The following is a 15,610-nucleotide window of genomic DNA, read 5'->3' as shown; positions in this document are numbered from 1 at the left end:
TCTCCTACGGCTTTTCATGGAGGAGGTTCTCTCGGAAGTGCGAACGCTCGACATCCACCGAGAGGACTCCTTCCGTAGATTGGTCCCGCTACTCCCATCGGGTCCGTAAAGGGATCGCCGATGACGAACCTCGGTTTAGACCCGGGTGCCCGAAATTTCCATATTCGAGTTCGCCACACTATTCATTGAGCCAGAAGAGGCGATTCTTGCTCTCCAGTGATCGCGCCAAGAATTCCCGCAAGGACGACGCAATCTTCCGCACCTGCGGATAGGTGCCATGATAGGCGTCGAGCATCGGGTACGGCGCAGGCCCAGCGGTATCAACAAGCACAAAGTCAGAGTCCTGGCAATCCACAAGGGTCCACCAAGACGCGGACCCCATTGTGTCGTCGTCGATACCTAAGATGCGCACTCGGGCACGCTGTAGTTCAGCCAGCGAGAGAATGCTGTAGCGCGCGTCAGGTAGCGGGACGAAAAGTTCCACCCCATTGCAGCGAGAATAGAGCGCACGTAACTCAGGGCCTAGACGCCAACCGGCGCGCGCTTCGAAGTCGGCTATCTCGCGCTCCGTGGCGGGAGGGTGGGGATGGTGCTCACGCAACACAATATCGAGGATCTGCTCAAGCGTCGCATTCATGGTGTCAATCACTATAGGGGCGATCTGGGCCAATGCTCATCCATCGATTCCCCCGAGTGTAACACTGGAGGTATGCGCTATTGACAACGGTATGCACCGGATCAGGAATCGGGAACACGTTTCGAGCGTCCGTGGGATGCCCACCGTGAGCGAGGTCGCGAATGTGGTGTCCGGGCCAATTGCGACCGCTCGTCGCGGGCCATGCCCCGAACTCTGCTATCCAGTCGCGGCGATATCCATCCCGAGCGTTGTCCCATTGCTGCCGTCCCCTCTCTGGGGATATCACGGCGTAATCGCAGCAGCAGTGCGTGAGGGCGTAGCGAGTACCAGCCTCGGCTGGCAGGTAGGCCCATCGGCCAACCCAATCACCCTTGATGTCCGCAAGCCAGATGCACCCCATCAAGGAATGGCCCTCAGCAGCGCAACGCCGCTCGCACTGACTCATCCAGCGCGCAGAGCATAACCAGGGTCCGTAATAGATAGCGTACCGCACCGTCCCACCGCCTGGCGTCGTAACAGGTGGGCCTTCCCATTTGGCCGTAGCTGGCGGGCCGACAGCGCCAACCGTCGCGGAGCCGCACGCCAAGAACACGAGGGCACTGCCGACGCTCAAGGCCATTCGCATGAACATTGATTCCATGCTATCCCAGAAAATAAGGTGCAGCTGAGGCTGCAGAGGAAGACCTCGCTTTGCGCTGGACACGGACAGCGCCCTTCGCGCCGCCACGTGAATCTCACAGCCACTGTCCGTTCCAGGCCCATGCCCACACCCCGGGTGCCCGGAGGCGCCCCCTCGTCGGACGGACCGGGGCCCCAAGAGGGGGTGCCCGGAAGGCAGGGAGGCAGGCGCGCGCTGCTCCTGGGTGGCGGGAGCGTGACTTCGGGTATGCTCGCCCTCGATTTCGGATCCGCGTGAGGGCGGATCCCACGCTGAGCGAACAGCAGGATGGACTGGGCCGGGGTCGACTCCCCAGGCCCGCTCGAGAGGTTCACACACATGAAGCGACTGGCACGAGTCGGTCTGATGGTCGGAGTTCTCGCCCTGGGTGGCACGGTGGCCTGTAGCGAGGAGAACGACGTCGCCAAGCAGAACCGCGTCAAGGGCACCAACCACCTGGCGAAGAAGGAGTACAAGGAGGCCACCGAGGCCTACGCCCTGTCGCTCCAGGCGGACCCCAAGCAGGAGAAGGTCTGGGAGAAGAAGGCCTTCGCCCACCTCGAGCTCGGACAGATGGACAAGGCCAGCGAGGCCGTCCTGAAGATCCTCGAGATGAAGACCACGCCCGCGGACAAGGCCGAGACCTACCGCACCCTGGCCAGCATGCACATGAAGGGCGGCACGCTGGAGGACGCGGAGAAGTTCTTCAACGAGGCGCTCAAGATCGAGCCCAAGGACGAGGCCTCCCTCGGGTGGATCGCCGAAATCTACGCGCAGAAGGGCGGCGCGCGCTCCATGGCGGCCCCCATCGTCAAGGCGGACCTGGAGAAGTCGCTCAGCGTCTATGACCAGGTCATCGCCATCAACCCGAACTCCGCGAACACGTACCTCAACAAGCGCGTCGTGATGGGCCGCCTCATGGAGTACGAGCGGCAGCAGAAGGACATGGCGCTGTCCGAGGCCGCCGAGAACGCCAAGGACAAGACCATCGTCGACGAGGCCAACGCCCGCGCCGCCGAGCACCAGAAGAAGATGGACGAGTACCAGGGGCAGTTCGCGGAGATGACCAAGAAGTTCAGCGAGGCGCAGAAGGCCGCCAAGGCCCAGGCCGCCGCGGGCACGCCGTAGTCCCTGCCCTGCCTTGCCCGAAGGGCCTGGAACCGCGCGTCGGCTCCAGGCCCTTCTTCATTTGTCGATAAGCACCGGAAGCGTCCGCCAGGCGTCAGCCAGCGAATCCGTCGTGCGACGCCCGCCCACCGCGCATTACGCTGCCGCCCTTCATTTCTTCACAGGGAGGTTCGGGCATGGACGTGCGCGCGGCGGTGGCGCTCGAGGCAGGAAAGCCGTTGGTCATCGAGACGGTGCACCTGGAGGGACCCAAGGCGGGCGAGGTGCTCGTGGAGCTGAAGGCCACCGGCATCTGCCACACGGACCAGTTCACGCTCTCCGGGGCGGACCCGGAGGGGCTCTTCCCCGCCATCCTCGGCCACGAGGGCGCGGGCGTGGTGGTGGACGTGGGGCCGGGCGTGACGTCGCTGCGCAAGGGCGACCACGTCATCCCGCTCTACACGCCCGAGTGCCGGCAGTGTAAGTCGTGCCTGTCGCGCAAGACGAACCTGTGTACGGCCATCCGCGCCACGCAGGGCAAGGGCCTGATGCCGGACGGCACCAGCCGCTTCCGCCTGGGCAAGCAGGCCGTGCACCACTACATGGGCACGTCCACCTTCGCGCAGTACACGGTGCTGCCGGAGATCGCCCTCGCGAAGATTCGCGAGGACGCCCCGTTCGACAAGGTCTGCTACATCGGCTGCGGCGTGACGACGGGCATCGGCGCCGTCGTGTACACGGCCAAGGTGGAGGCCGGCGCGCGCGTCGTCGTCTTCGGCCTGGGCGGCATCGGCCTCAACGTGGTGCAGGCGGCCCGCATGGTGGGCGCGGACCAGATCGTCGGCGTGGACATCAACCCGGCGCGCAAGGCCATGGCGGAGAAGTTCGGCCTCACCCACTTCGTCAACCCGAAGGAAGTCGAGGGTGACCTCGTCCCCTACCTGGTCAACCTGACGAACGGCGGCGCGGACTACAGCTTCGAGTGCATCGGCAACGTGAACACGATGCGCCAGGCGCTCGAGTGCTGCCACCGAGGCTGGGGTGAGAGCATCGTCATCGGCGTGGCGGGCGCGGGCCAGGAGATCAAGACGCGGCCGTTCCAGCTCGTCACGGGGCGCGTGTGGAAGGGCAGCGCCTTCGGCGGCGCGCGCGGCCGCACCGACGTGCCGCAGATCGTCGACTGGTACATGAACGGGAAGATCAACGTCGACGATCTCATCACGCACACGCTGAAGCTGGAGGACATCAACCAGGGCTTCGACCTGATGCACAAGGGCGAGTCCATCCGCAGCGTGGTGAAGTACTCATGACGGCGGCGCCCACGCTCATCAGCCAGCACCGCTGCTTCGACGGCACGCAGGGCTTCTACAAGCACGTGTCCGAGGCCTGCGGGGGCGAGATGCGCTTCGGCGTCTTCGTCCCGCCGCAGGCGCGGGAGCGCAAGGTGCCGGTGCTCTACTACCTCGCCGGCCTCACGTGCACGGAGGAGACCTTCCTGACGAAGGGCGGCGCGCAGCGTGTGGCGGCGGAGCTGGGGGTGATGCTGGTGGCGCCGGACACCAGCCCCCGGGGCGCGGGCTATCCGGGCGAGGACGCGTCGTGGGACTTCGGCGTCGGTGCGGGCTTCTACCTGGACGCCACCCAGGCGCCCTGGTCCGCGCGCTACCGGATGGGCACGTACGTCACGAAGGAGCTGCCCGCGCTCATCGCCGGACACTTCCCGGCCCGCGAGGACCGGGAGGGCATCTTCGGCCACTCCATGGGAGGCCATGGCGCGCTCGTGTCGGCGCTGCGGCAGCCGGGGCGCTACCGCTCCGTGTCCGCGTTCGCCCCCATCGTCGCGCCCATGCGCGTGCCGTGGGGACAGAAGGCCTTCAAGGGCTACCTGGGCGAGGACACACAGGCGTGGCGCGAGTACGACGCCACGGAGCTGATTCGCGCCGCGAAGCAGCACCTGCCCGCGCTGCTGGTGGACCAGGGCACGGGCGACAAGTTCCTCCAGGAGCAGCTCAAGCCGGAGCTGCTGCGCGAGGCCTGTGCCGCCACGGGACAGCCGCTCACCCTGCGCATCCACGAGGGGTACGACCACGGCTACTACTTCGTCTCCACGTTCATGGAGGACCACCTGCGGCACCACGCCGCGGCGCTGAACGCGTAGCCCTCTGTCGCGAGCTTCCGAGGGGGTCTGGGTGACACGCCCCGGCCCCCTCGGTGTTCCAGTGCCCGGACCTGTCGGACACGGGAGCGGGACGATGCGACTGGGAGCACGGGAGCAAGGCGCGGGGCTCGCGCTGCTGGCGGCGGCGTGGCTGTCGGGCTGCGGGCAGCACCTGGAGGGCAGCGGGCACTCGGTGGAGGAGTCGCGGACGATGCCCGTGTTCGACCGGCTGGACGTGGAGGATGGCATCCCCGCCCGCGTCCTGGTGGACCCGACGCGGCCCCACTCGGTCCTCCTCATCGGCGATGACAACCTCGTCGCCCACATGCGGACGGACCACGCCGGGGACCGGCTGCGGGTGCACTTCGGCGAGCACGGTGCGGTGAGCTGGGATTCGCCCAACCCGCTGCACGTCGAGGTGGTGGTGCCGAGCCTGGAGGCGTTGGAGCGCTCGGGTGACGGGCTGATGGACGTGTCGGGCGTGGTCGACGCGAATCACTTCACCGTGTCCGGCAGCGGCGGTGGCTCGGTCCGGGTGCGAGGGCTGCGCGCGGATGTGGTGACGCTCTCCCTGAGCGGTGGCTCGCACGCGACGCTCGAGGGCGAGACGCGCCAGGTGCGCATGGACCTGTCGGGCGGGAGCGAGGTGTACGCCGGTGGGCTCGCCTCGCGCGAGGCACGGCTGGAGTCCAGCGGAGGTGGCGCGGCCGCGCTGCGAGTGTCCGACACCTTGCGCGTGAGCGCCTCGGGAGGCAGCCGCGTGCGCGTCCTCGGCCGCCCCGAGGTGCTCGAGAAGAAGCTCTCCGGGGGCTCCTCGCTGACCTTCGAATAGTCGCGCCGGCAGGCGCTCGCGTCGGCTTTGACGGCCCATTCCCCCAGGCATAGGGTGGGAGCGCCGCAGGAGGGCCCCGCGATGACGAGCGCAGATGCATCCATGACCTCCGCCAGCGCCGGGCGGCTCAATCGCCCGCGGCGGCTCGCCGTGGAGGCGCTCGGCTGCGGACTGCTCGTGGTGGCCTTGGAAGGCGCGCACCACGGCGCCGAGCACCTGGGCGTGAGCGCCACCGACAACCGCCTCTTCATGTCCCTGGCGGCCGGCGTCGTGCTCGCGTGCCTCACGTGGGTGCTCCAGCCGCTGTCGGGCGCGCACTTCAACCCCGCCCTCACCTTCGCGGACGCGCTGGAGGACGGGACACCGTGGCGGGACGTGCCGCGCTACGTGATGGCCCAGCTGGGCGGAGGGCTCGCGGGACGGCTGGTGGCCCACCTCATGTGTGGGGAGCCGCTGCTCATCGCGACGCGGGCGCCCTCGGCCAGCTCGGCGCAGTTCCTCACGGAGCTGGTGGCGACATTCGGCCTGCTCATCGTGGTGCGTGGCTGCGTGCGCACCCGGCCCTCCGCCACGCACTTCGTCGTGGCCGGGTATGCCGCGGCGACGGTGTGGTTCACCGACTCGCGCTCGCTGGCCAATCCGGCGCTCATCCTCGCCCGCGCGGTGAGCACCCGCACCAGCGCCCTGCACGCCTGGGACGTCGAATCCATCGTCGCCGCGCAGATGCTCGGCGCGACGCTCGCGGTGTGCCTGTTCCGGTGGCTGATGACGCCGACGGCGAAGCCCACGCACCGGCCCTGGCGCGTCATCTTCGAGTGCTCCCACCGCGCCGTGGCCGAGCAGGCCGTCGCCGTGTTCAACGGCCTGTGCGCCCCGGACCGTGCACGGGCCACGCTGGACGCGGGCGTGAGCATGCCCGAGGCCCTGGGGCCGCCGCCGATGGTCATCCGGCTGGTGCTGGAGGGCGAGGCCCTGCCCTCGGGCGAAGGCGCGGCCGTCTGGCGGGTGTCCACGAGCGGCGAGGGGACACCGGACGCGGAGCAGCGACTGCGGGCCTCGCTGCGGGAGCCCATCCACCGGTTGCTGCGGGAGCGCGGCTGGTCCCGGCTGCACGCCGTCGGCGACCCCGCGCATGAAGCGCCGGTGCGCCCCACCTGAGCCCCCTGCTCACGCCCTGACGCGCGGCGCCGGAGACGGACCTCGTCCGGGTGGCGCGGAGCGGGGGCAATGGACCACTCCTGCTCCATCGAGCGCCCCAGACGAGCCGAGCGTGCTCGCGCCCTGACGCGCGGCCCCGGAGGCAGACATTGTCCGGGGGCACGCGGAGCGGGGGCGATGGACGCACGCCTGCGCCATCGAGCGCCCCAGACGAGGCAAGGCCCACTCGCGCCGAGACGGCGCGAGGAGGCAGCCCTCCACACCCGAGTGACTAGCGACGCTTGCCGCGACCGCCGCCGAACGCCACCAGCAGGAGGCCTCCCGCGAGCGCGGCGCCGCCGCCCGCCAGGTACAGCGTGGTCTGCTCCGTGTACTTGCCGGTGAAGGCCTGCGTGGCGCGCTCGGTGAGCGACTCCCGCGCATTGAGCCCCGTCCACAGCAACACGCCGCCCGCCACGGCGAGCATCACTCCCACGAGCCGGATGATTCCCACGAGTTCTCCTCGAGCTGTCCTGGCAGCCTTATAGCGCCCGGTGACGCGCCGAGGGGAACTCAGAAGCCCCCTTCACCCGGACCCCGCCCCACCCCGCGGACCGCCAGGAATCAGCCACCCTGATTCAAGAACAACTCCATGGCGATATCGCCATGCCCTGTGCTTCGATTCGACGTCAGCGGCGCCCGCCATCCGGGTGTCCGTCATCCTGTATCCGCCTGAAAGAGAGACCATCCGATGAAGAATCATCTGGCGCTGCTGGCCGCGCTCGCTGTCTCGGGCCTGGTGGCTTGTGGAGGAACTGGCGTCGAGGAGCCCGCCGAGGCACTCGGGACGGAGTCGAGCGCGCTCGTCACCTGTGCGACGACGTGCGCCACCGGGACGCTGTCGTGTCAGGGCAACACCTGCTCCGCCTCCGACGGGGCGTATGTCGAGTGCGACGGCCTCTACCAGCACTGCCCGCTCACCCCGAGCCCCGCCCCCGAGTGCCTGCTGCTCGCCAATCACTGCGGCAACATCGCGGGCAAGGCGTGCTCGCCCAATGGACGCACGCGGGACTGCTGCCTGGGCGAACAGCTCACGGGGGACTGCTTCTGCTCGTTCGGCATCTGGGCCTGCTCGGCCTTCGCCCAGTAATCCCGTGCAGGTGTCCTCCCTTGCGAGGGAGGGCACCTGTCCGTCCGTGAATAGGGGCTCGCCTCGCTGCCGGATAGGGGAATCCCTTCCGCCCATCCCATCCTCCGTCGGTGGTCGACACGGAGGAGAGGGACATGCAACCGAGACATGTGTATCTGCTGATGGGCCTGGTGTTCGCCGGCTGCGGCGGCCCCACCCGCTTGGAGCTTCGAGGAGCGGGCATCGCGCCCGCCGCCCGCTCCATGCCAGGCTTCCGGGGAGCCACGGCGAGCCAGGCGCTCACCGAGCAGGTCTGCCCGGGGCTCCCCGCGCGCCTCGCGGTCGTCATCCCGCCCGGCTCCGGGGCCACGCTCAACGGCCCCTACCCGGAGTCGTTCGCCGACGTCCAAGGCACGCTCTACTTCGCCACCAACCTGTCCGACGGCAGCGCCGCGCTCTGGCGCAGCAATGGCACACAGGCGGGGACGACCCGGGTGAAGTCCTTCCCCGCGGCCCCGGTGGGCATCCCCGCGCTGCGCAACCTGATGCCCGTGGGCCCGCGGGTGTTCTTCCAACTCGACGAGCCCGCGACAGGCGGCGAGCTGTGGGTCAGCGACGGCACCGAGGCGGGCACGCACCGGGTCGAGGATCTGACCCCGGGCCCTGAAGGCACCCACCTCAACTTCGTCGCGGCCCAGAACGGGAAGCTCACCTTCATGCGCCAATGGAGCCCCACGCCCGGCGCACCGGAGCTGGAGTTGTGGCACACCGATGGAACACCCGAGGGCACGCTGCGCTTCGCGCGCTTCGGCCCGGAGTCGGCGCTCGGGAACATGTCGCTGCGCGTGGGCCCCTACCAGCTCTTCTTCCTGTCCTCGGCCGCGCAGGGCACCGCGCTGTGGCGCACGGATGGCACCGCCGCCGGCACGTCCCTCGTCAAGAAGGTGGATGCCCAGCCCGTCCCCATCGTCGGCACGGGGCAGGCCGGGGACGTGGGGCTCTTCCTGTTCGCGGACGGCGCGAACACGGAGGTGTGGAGGACCGATGGCACCACGGCGGGGACCCGACGGGTGGATGCCTTCAGCAAGGGCGTCACCCTGCTCGGCACATTGAAAGGCAATGCCTACCTGGCCTCGATCGACGCCTCGAGCATGCGGATGCGCATCCAGCGACTGTCGTTGAGTGGCGGCGGAAAGGGCTCGGTCGCCACCCTCCCCAACCCCCATGCGGGCGAGGAGGCCGCTTATCCCTATCTTCAACAATACACCGTCTCGGGAGGGCGGCTCTTCTTCTCCGTGGCCATCGCGAGCCCCGGTCCCGCACCGCGAGCCGCGACGCTCTGGACGTCCGACGGCACCACGGCGGGCACTCAACCCCTGTCGGAAGCGCTCAGCCTGAGTGACGAGTACGCCTCCCCCCTGTTCCCGGTGGGCCAGGGCGCCGCCCTCTTCGCCGCCACGGCGCCGGGCGAAGGGCTCGAGCCCTGGTTCACGCACGGCACCGTCGCCTCGACCCTCCCCCTGGCGGACATCGCGACCCGAGGGAAGAGCTCGCTCCCGGAAGGCTTCACGCGCGTCGGCGACCGCATCTATTTTCGCGCCATCGACGACACCGGCTCATTCCAGGTGTGGTTCATCCCGCTCCGGGACTGCGACGACACCTGAGCCCGGCATCAGCACCCCATGAACAGACGCGCGGCGGGCACTCCCGATGTCCGGGCAGGGCTTTGGAAGCACCACACCCGACGCGCACGGATTGCGCAAAACACAGGCAGATGATTTCCCGATGAGGAACAAATCCACCCAGACAGCCAGAGCCGAGGTGCCCGCGCGTATTGTGTCCGCGGCATTTCAATCAGGAGGTCTTCGTGAAGCTGGTTCGTCTCTCCGCGGTACTCGGCTCGGCATGCGTGGTCTGGTTGGTGGGGTGTGGCGAAGCACCCAGGCATGAGCAGGAACTGGATGATGGGCAGTCGCATATCGACCCGGGAACGGAGAACGCCTCCCCCACCGATGGGGGCCCCTCGCCCGACGCGGGTCCTCCGTCCGATGCGGTGCTGGTGACCAACACCACGCGCTTCTACACGTCGGTGGGCATCGCCGAGCAGGTCAATGACCTGTCCGCCCATCCGCCCGAAATCCTCGTGCAGCAGGGCTCCACCTTCCAAATCATCCTCGGCTCCGCGGTGCCCGGCGGCTGGCGCTTCAACAACGTGCCCTCCGGCCCGTACTACCTGCGCACCGGCTCCACGCAGGTCATCACCGACGCGCGCCACATCGACATCGGCAGCAACCGCCTGGGGCGGATGGACGCCGAGTACTCGAACAGCTACCTCACCGCGCTGCAGATCAACCTGCTCAACCTGGCGCCGTGGCAGAACACCTGGAGCAGCCTGCAGCCCGGCTCCAGCCTCCAGCTCACCTCCGGTGAAGTGGACCTGTTCGGGTACGTGAACATCTTCGACCAGATTCCCGACGGCCAGACGACGCTGCTCACCAACCAGGCCGACCTCGGCCTGAGCAGCGGCTACAACCTGCCCATCTTCGACGCGTCCAAGGGCGACCGGATGTACGTCAATCAGCTCAGCCAGTTCAGCGCCGGGACGGCACCGGACGGGACGGCGCTGGGCTACGCCGCGGTGGAGCGCTCCGTGCAGATGGGCGCGTTCGACTACGTGCCGGACGGAATCACCCCGCTGGCCGTGTCGGGCTACCTGCAGCCCACGCCGATGCGCGAGTTCCCCATCGAGTGGCGTCTGCCCGTCTACACCCAGTTCGCCACGGACGTGCACCCGCAGGCCACCGGCTCCACGCCCCTCTTCGAGGTCCTCCCCAACGCGCACAACACCGGCGGGCGCTGGGTGGGCTACTCCGGAGAGCTGCTCAACCTGTTCCTCCCCCGGAGCGCGTCGTTCAACTTCACCAGCCGCCTGAAGTTCGGCAATCCCTTCCCCTCGAGCTGGGGGCTGGTCGGCATCCACAGCTATCCGTTCCGCGTCCTGTCCCCGGTGCCGGATGACTCGGGCATCTCCATGTACCTGTCGGGTCGTCTCTATTCGTACGACGTGTTCGACAACCTCATCGCCGGCCCCGTGCAGCCGCGGGTGTCTCCGCCCCGCGCGTTGACCATCGACGGCGTCCCCGCGAGCGTGCAGCGCGAGGTGGGCACCAACAGCCCCGTCCTCGCCTGGACGCCGCCCACGCTTGGCACGCCCCACGCCTACCGGGTGTCGATCTACCGGTATGACTCGGAGCTGCGGTTCCTGCGGCCCGCCGGCAGCATCTACGCCCCCGGCTCCACCACCCAGCTTCGCCTGCCCCCGGGCACGCTGCAGCCCGACAGCATCTACTACCTGCGCGTGGCCTCCATCGTGTCGCCGGGTTTCGACCTGAGCGAGCCCTTCACGTCGCTCGAGAAGCTGCCCTTCCACAGCGCCGAGGCCATCAGCTCCTTCTTCACCACGCCGTGATGGACCGCCAGGGCCCGGGGCACACGCCACCCGGGCTCCGGCGCAATCCCTCCCTGGCGGTTCGTCATGCGGCCGCCAGGGGCCGGGGTTAAGTCAGGCCACGCGCGTGACGCCCACGGCAGGACACTCGGGCCCGCGCGAAAGCAGACCCGGGACGCCTTCCATGCTAGGCACCGCCCGGCCGAAAGGCTCTGGCCGGGTGACAGAAGTCGGCGCCTGGGGTGTTCACCGTCCCAGCATCGCCGTCCGCGTCACTCCGCCGTGTGAGGGGGGAACCGTCGTGCACCGCAACGTCTGGCTCAGGACCATCGTCACCGCCGCGCTGGCACTCCTCCCCGCGCGGGCCCTCGCGGAGCCGTCGCCCCACGAGCCGTCCGCCTTCTTCCTGTCCCGGAGTGAGAACCGCAACCAGGTCCACTACGCCGTGCGGCTCGACGAGGCCTGCCATCCGGTGGGCACCAAACCCGTGCGCGTCTACTGGCGCATGCTGGAGCGCGGCGAGGCGGAGGTGGAGGACCTGCTCGGCGTCGAGCAACCCGCCTACGGCCTGGCGGACTCGCAGCAGGTGGAGCTCACGCCCGACGGCGGCCGGATTCGCATCCGCTTGAAGGCCTTCGCGGATCGCCCCATCGACCTCACCACCACCCAGGTCCAAGGAGGCGGGTGCGCGGTGCAGGCCTGGACGAAGTTCGGCGCCGGCACCGCCCAGCTGCTCCACATCTTCGTGAAGACCTCCTGGCCCTTCTCCATCGACTTCGTCCGACTGGATGGCGTCAGCGCCGACGGCCGGACGCAGACCGAACTCCTGCGGAACTGAGCCCGTCACATCCCACCGCGCCGCCAAACCCCGGAAAAGACGCAGGCGTCGCCGGGAAATCCCCAGTTTTCCGGCGTCATCAAAAAAGACACGGAGACGGGACAACCTGGGACGCGCCGCCGCCGATAATGCCTGCATGACCAGTGTCGTCGGCCCCCGTCGCTCGCCCCTCCCCGCCCGCCCGACTGAAACTGAGACCACCCGTGAGACGTCCGCCGCCCGGACACCGTCGGTGGCTCGCAACGAGTTCGAGCCCTCGCGCTCCGGACTCGCGGGCCTGTCTCCCTCCCTGATGACCAAGCTCGGCGCGGTCTTCGTCCCGGTGAAGCCCACCGTGTCGAACGCGGCCACCGAGGGCCTGAAGGCCGGCGCCAGCGCCCAGGCCGCCCCGCTGGTCCACACCACCAGCCCCAACGCGGCCATCAAGGACAACTCCACCGTCACCAGCACCCTGAACGTCCCCGACGACGCCAAGGTGGAGTCGCTCAAGCTCGACCTGGACATCGCCCACACGTACCGCGGCGATTTGACGGTGAAGCTGACGGCCCCCTCCGGCAAGAGCGCGGTGGTGTCCAGCCGCCAGGGTGGCTCCGCGGATGACCTCAAGGGCAGCTTCGACCTGAGCGCCTTCGCTGGCGAGTCCACGAAGGGGACCTGGACGCTGGAGGTGCAGGACCAGGCCAAGGGCGACACGGGCACGCTGAAGCAGTGGGGGCTGAACATCGTCCCGGAGACGAAGGCGCCCGAGCCGGACCCCGAGCCGTCGGATGATCCCTTCGACGGGCTGCGTGACGACGCGCTGCTGCGCGCCGTGCGCGAGTCGTCCTCCGACAAGAAGGTCGTCAGCTACAACGAGGCGCGCCGCCTCATCTTCACCAGCCTGGACGTGAACGCCGCGGGCAACGTGGAGTGCGTCTACACCGGCCTGGAGACCAAGGGCGGCAAGATTCCGAACAACACGGTGATGAACGTGGAGCACACCTGGCCCCAGTCCAAGGGCGCCACGGGCGCGGCCAAGAGCGACCTGCACCACCTGTTCCCCACCGACAGCAAGGCCAACTCCCGCCGCAGCAGCTTCCCCTTCGGCGAGGTGGTCAACGTCAAGTGGAGCCACAACGGCGCCAAGCTGGGCACGGACAGCAAGGGCAACACCGTCTTCGAGCCGCCCGACTCCCACAAGGGCAACGTGGCGCGCGCGATGTTCTACTTCTCCTCCACGTACAACAAGCCCATCCCCAACGACGAGGAAGCGGCCCTCAAGGCGTGGAACAAGCTGGACGCCGTGGACGCCGCGGAGATCGAGCGCAACCGCCGCGTCTCCAACATCCAGGGCAACAGCAACGCCTTCATCGACAACGCCAGCCTGGCGGACCGCATCAAGGACTTCTAGGCGCTCGCTTCACGCGGCGCTGAGCCACGGGGTTGGACGGCACTCACCGTCCAGCCCCGTCTGTCTTTGGCGCCCCCGGCGCGCCGGAGACCGCGACAGCGCCGTCCGTGGGCTCGGGGCCCGGTCCTGACAATCCTGTCGCGAAAAGAGCCCCTCCACCGCCGGGACACACGGGCGGTGCCGATGGGGATGACGCGAGGCATGGGTGTTGCTTGGAGACAATCGCCACCCAGCAACAGGAGCGACACCCTGAAACGGATTGCCCTCGCCGTGCTGCTCCTCCTCGCGCCCGCGGTGCATGCGCAGGGGGAGGACGACGCCTCCCCGAAGAACGCGCTCTGGCTGTCGCCGGTGACGCACCTGTCGCTGCTGCTGGCGGGGCCCATGACGGAGCGGCTGCACGTCGCCCTCCCCGTCGGCTTCGGGCGGCGCTTCTCGGAGAGCACCACGGGCGTGCTCGAAATCACGCCCATGATGACGGCCAACCGGTGTGACTTCGAGCCGTCGCGCTGCTCCAAGATGCGGCAGTTGAAGATGACGCTGGGCGTGGCCTGGAAGCCCTCGCCGCGGCCACGAGGCCAGGGCATCTTCCTGCAGCCGAGGCTGTCGGGCACCTGGAGCCGGGAGACGCTGCGCTACCGGCCCAACGGCAGGAACTACTCGCTGCAGTACGAGGACGAGCAGGGCTTCCAGCTCACGCTCGGCCTGGACGTGGGCTACCGGGCGGTGACGCGCGGCCAGGCCTTCTTCTTCGAGCCCATCGTCGGCCTCGGCGTGGGCTACAGCTTCAACCAGCGCCGCGACAGCGTGGACATCGGCGCGCAGTACGCCTTCATCCGCAACAGCCACGACGTGGTGGCGCGGGGTGACCGGGCCATCCTCGACGTGGACATGGACCTGGTTCGCATCGGCTTCCTGTTCTGAATCCAGTGTCGCGGTATTCGCGGGCGGTTTCGCTCTCGGGGCCCGAGAAGGGCCTTTCACGTGGCGAGACCGTCACGGCCGCGACCTGCACATCCTGTCCGGCTCATCAAGGCTTTCGAGGTATCAACGACTGAAACATACGTCATCAGGCGGATACCCCCTCGCCATGTGCGCCACTTGGGTATACCGGTTGATTCATGAGTCGCTCGTCAGCTCGCGTTGGAACTTTGCTGGGTCAGAGGTATCAGCTGCGTCAGCGAATCGGCGTGGGGGCCATGGGCATCGTCTACGAGGCGGCGCCGGTGGACGCGGACGACGTGGTGGCCATCAAGGTGCTCCAGCAGCACCTGATGGACGATGAAGCGGTGCTCGCGCGGTTCCGGCGGGAGGCACACGCCACCGCGCGGCTGATCCACCCTCACCTGGTCCAGGTGAAGGACTTCCAGTGCAACGAGGACGAGCCGCCCTTCATGGTGATGGAGCTGCTCCGGGGCCAGACGCTGCGGCTGGTGCTCAAGGAGCAGGGCCCCCTGCCCGTGGCGAGGGCCGCGACGCTGGCGCTCCAGACGCTGTCCGCGCTCGACACCGCGCACAAGGCGGGCGTCATCCACCGGGACATCAAGCCGGACAACCTCTTCATCGTCACCGGCGACCAGGTGAAGGTGCTGGACTTCGGCGTGGCCCGGCTGCTCCACGAGGATGACGCCCAATCGGTGGGCGCCGAGGCCGGCGCGTGGGTGGGCACGCCCTCCTTCATGCCCCCCGAGCAAGTTCGCTGCCTGCCGGTGGACGCGCGCGGGGACGTCTACGCGCTGGGCGCCTGCCTGTTCCAGATGGTGACAGGCAAGCAGCCCATCGACGTGGCGGACACCGTGGCGCTCTTCTCCGCCATCATCGAGCGGGTGCCGCCCCTGGCGTCGGAGCTGCGCCCCGACGTGCCGGAGGACTTCGCGCGCCTCATCGCCCGCGCCTTGCACAAGGACCCCGCCGAGCGCTTCGCGACGGCGGAGGAGATGGCGGACGCGCTGCGGCCCTGGGCCCAGGTGGAGAAGGCCCCCACGCTGCGGCTCGTGGAGCGCCCGCCCGAGCCCGAACCGGTGCCCGCGCCGGCGGCCATGGGTCTCTACGACGAGGATGACGAGGTCACGCAGTTCGACCCGGCGCCCCTGGACTCGCAGGTCAGCGCCGAGCCCGAGCCGAAGCCCGCCCCCGCCCCCGTCCCCGCGCCGCCCGTCCAGCGACGCTCCCCCTGGCGCGACAACCTCCTGGTCGTCGGCGCCACGCTCGTGGGAATCGTGGTGGGTGTGGCGCTCGGGCTCTAGCCCGAAAAAACCGCTGCCCGCTGGAGACCT

The 15,610-nt window shown here is 68.8% G+C and carries 14 protein-coding genes; 12 read left to right on the top strand and 2 right to left on the bottom strand.

Annotated elements, in window-relative coordinates; genetic code table 11:
* Window positions 1-178 precede the first annotated feature (178 nt).
* A complete protein-coding gene (locus tag LXT21_RS40330) occupies window positions 179-670 on the bottom strand; it encodes an SMI1/KNR4 family protein (protein WP_323395633.1) in 492 nt (163 codons plus the stop codon).
* Window positions 671-1,634: 964 nt separating this feature from the next.
* Here LXT21_RS40330 and LXT21_RS40325 point away from each other — a divergent pair.
* The 5 genes from LXT21_RS40325 (at window position 1,635) to LXT21_RS40305 (ending at window position 6,550) form a co-directional block, all read left to right on the top strand.
* Window positions 1,635-2,423: a tetratricopeptide repeat protein gene (locus tag LXT21_RS40325; RefSeq protein WP_254043572.1), complete on the top strand. Its 789-nt coding sequence runs from the start codon at window positions 1,635-1,637 to the stop codon at window positions 2,421-2,423.
* A gap of 176 nt (window positions 2,424-2,599) precedes the next feature.
* Window positions 2,600-3,712, top strand: coding sequence for an S-(hydroxymethyl)glutathione dehydrogenase/class III alcohol dehydrogenase (locus LXT21_RS40320; RefSeq protein ID WP_254043571.1), 1,113 nt, complete (start codon window positions 2,600-2,602; stop codon window positions 3,710-3,712).
* Window positions 3,709-4,560: an S-formylglutathione hydrolase gene (fghA, locus tag LXT21_RS40315; RefSeq protein ID WP_254043570.1), complete on the top strand. Its 852-nt coding sequence runs from the start codon at window positions 3,709-3,711 to the stop codon at window positions 4,558-4,560. The genes LXT21_RS40320 and fghA overlap by 4 nt, the downstream gene beginning before the upstream one ends.
* Window positions 4,561-4,654: 94 nt before the next feature.
* Window positions 4,655-5,392 carry a head GIN domain-containing protein gene (locus tag LXT21_RS40310; RefSeq protein ID WP_254043569.1) on the top strand — a complete coding sequence of 246 codons (738 nt, stop codon included), beginning with the start codon at window positions 4,655-4,657 and terminating at the stop codon, window positions 5,390-5,392.
* A gap of 81 nt (window positions 5,393-5,473) precedes the next feature.
* Complete coding sequence (locus LXT21_RS40305) at window positions 5,474-6,550, top strand: aquaporin (protein WP_254043568.1); 1,077 nt, start codon at window positions 5,474-5,476, stop codon at window positions 6,548-6,550.
* Between the two features lie 271 nt (window positions 6,551-6,821).
* Here LXT21_RS40305 and LXT21_RS40300 read toward each other — a convergent pair whose 3' ends face one another.
* Window positions 6,822-7,043, bottom strand: a complete 222-nt coding sequence (locus tag LXT21_RS40300; RefSeq protein WP_254043567.1) for a DUF3185 family protein — start codon at window positions 7,041-7,043, stop codon at window positions 6,822-6,824.
* A gap of 237 nt (window positions 7,044-7,280) precedes the next feature.
* Here LXT21_RS40300 and LXT21_RS40295 point away from each other — a divergent pair, with 237 nt between their 5' ends.
* The 7 genes from LXT21_RS40295 (at window position 7,281) to LXT21_RS40265 (ending at window position 15,580) form a co-directional block, all read left to right on the top strand.
* On the top strand, window positions 7,281-7,679 hold the full coding sequence (locus LXT21_RS40295; protein WP_254043566.1) for a hypothetical protein: 399 nt from the start codon (window positions 7,281-7,283) through the stop codon (window positions 7,677-7,679).
* 134 nt (window positions 7,680-7,813) lie between these two features.
* Entirely contained in the window at window positions 7,814-9,322 is a 1,509-nt protein-coding gene (locus LXT21_RS40290; RefSeq protein ID WP_254043565.1) for a hypothetical protein, read from the top strand.
* 203 nt (window positions 9,323-9,525) lie between these two features.
* On the top strand, window positions 9,526-11,127 hold the full coding sequence (locus LXT21_RS40285; protein ID WP_254043564.1) for a hypothetical protein: 1,602 nt from the start codon (window positions 9,526-9,528) through the stop codon (window positions 11,125-11,127).
* Between the two features lie 280 nt (window positions 11,128-11,407).
* Window positions 11,408-11,944 (top strand): DUF4833 domain-containing protein, encoded by a 537-nt coding sequence (locus LXT21_RS40280; protein WP_254043563.1) that lies wholly within the window; start codon window positions 11,408-11,410, stop codon window positions 11,942-11,944.
* Window positions 11,945-12,176: 232 nt separating this feature from the next.
* Window positions 12,177-13,334: an endonuclease gene (locus tag LXT21_RS40275; RefSeq protein WP_254043562.1), complete on the top strand. Its 1,158-nt coding sequence runs from the start codon at window positions 12,177-12,179 to the stop codon at window positions 13,332-13,334.
* Window positions 13,335-13,604: 270 nt separating this feature from the next.
* A complete protein-coding gene (locus LXT21_RS40270) occupies window positions 13,605-14,258 on the top strand; it encodes a hypothetical protein (RefSeq protein ID WP_254043561.1) in 654 nt (217 codons plus the stop codon).
* A 227-nt stretch (window positions 14,259-14,485) separates the two neighbouring features.
* A complete protein-coding gene (locus LXT21_RS40265; protein ID WP_254043560.1) occupies window positions 14,486-15,580 on the top strand; it encodes a serine/threonine-protein kinase in 1,095 nt (364 codons plus the stop codon).
* Window positions 15,581-15,610 lie beyond the last annotated feature (30 nt).

This window comes from Myxococcus guangdongensis (genome assembly GCF_024198255.1).
Classification (GTDB): domain Bacteria; phylum Myxococcota; class Myxococcia; order Myxococcales; family Myxococcaceae; genus Myxococcus; species Myxococcus guangdongensis.
The sequence above is the reverse complement of the archived record's forward strand: the minus strand, read 5'-3'. Positions and strand labels throughout refer to the sequence as shown.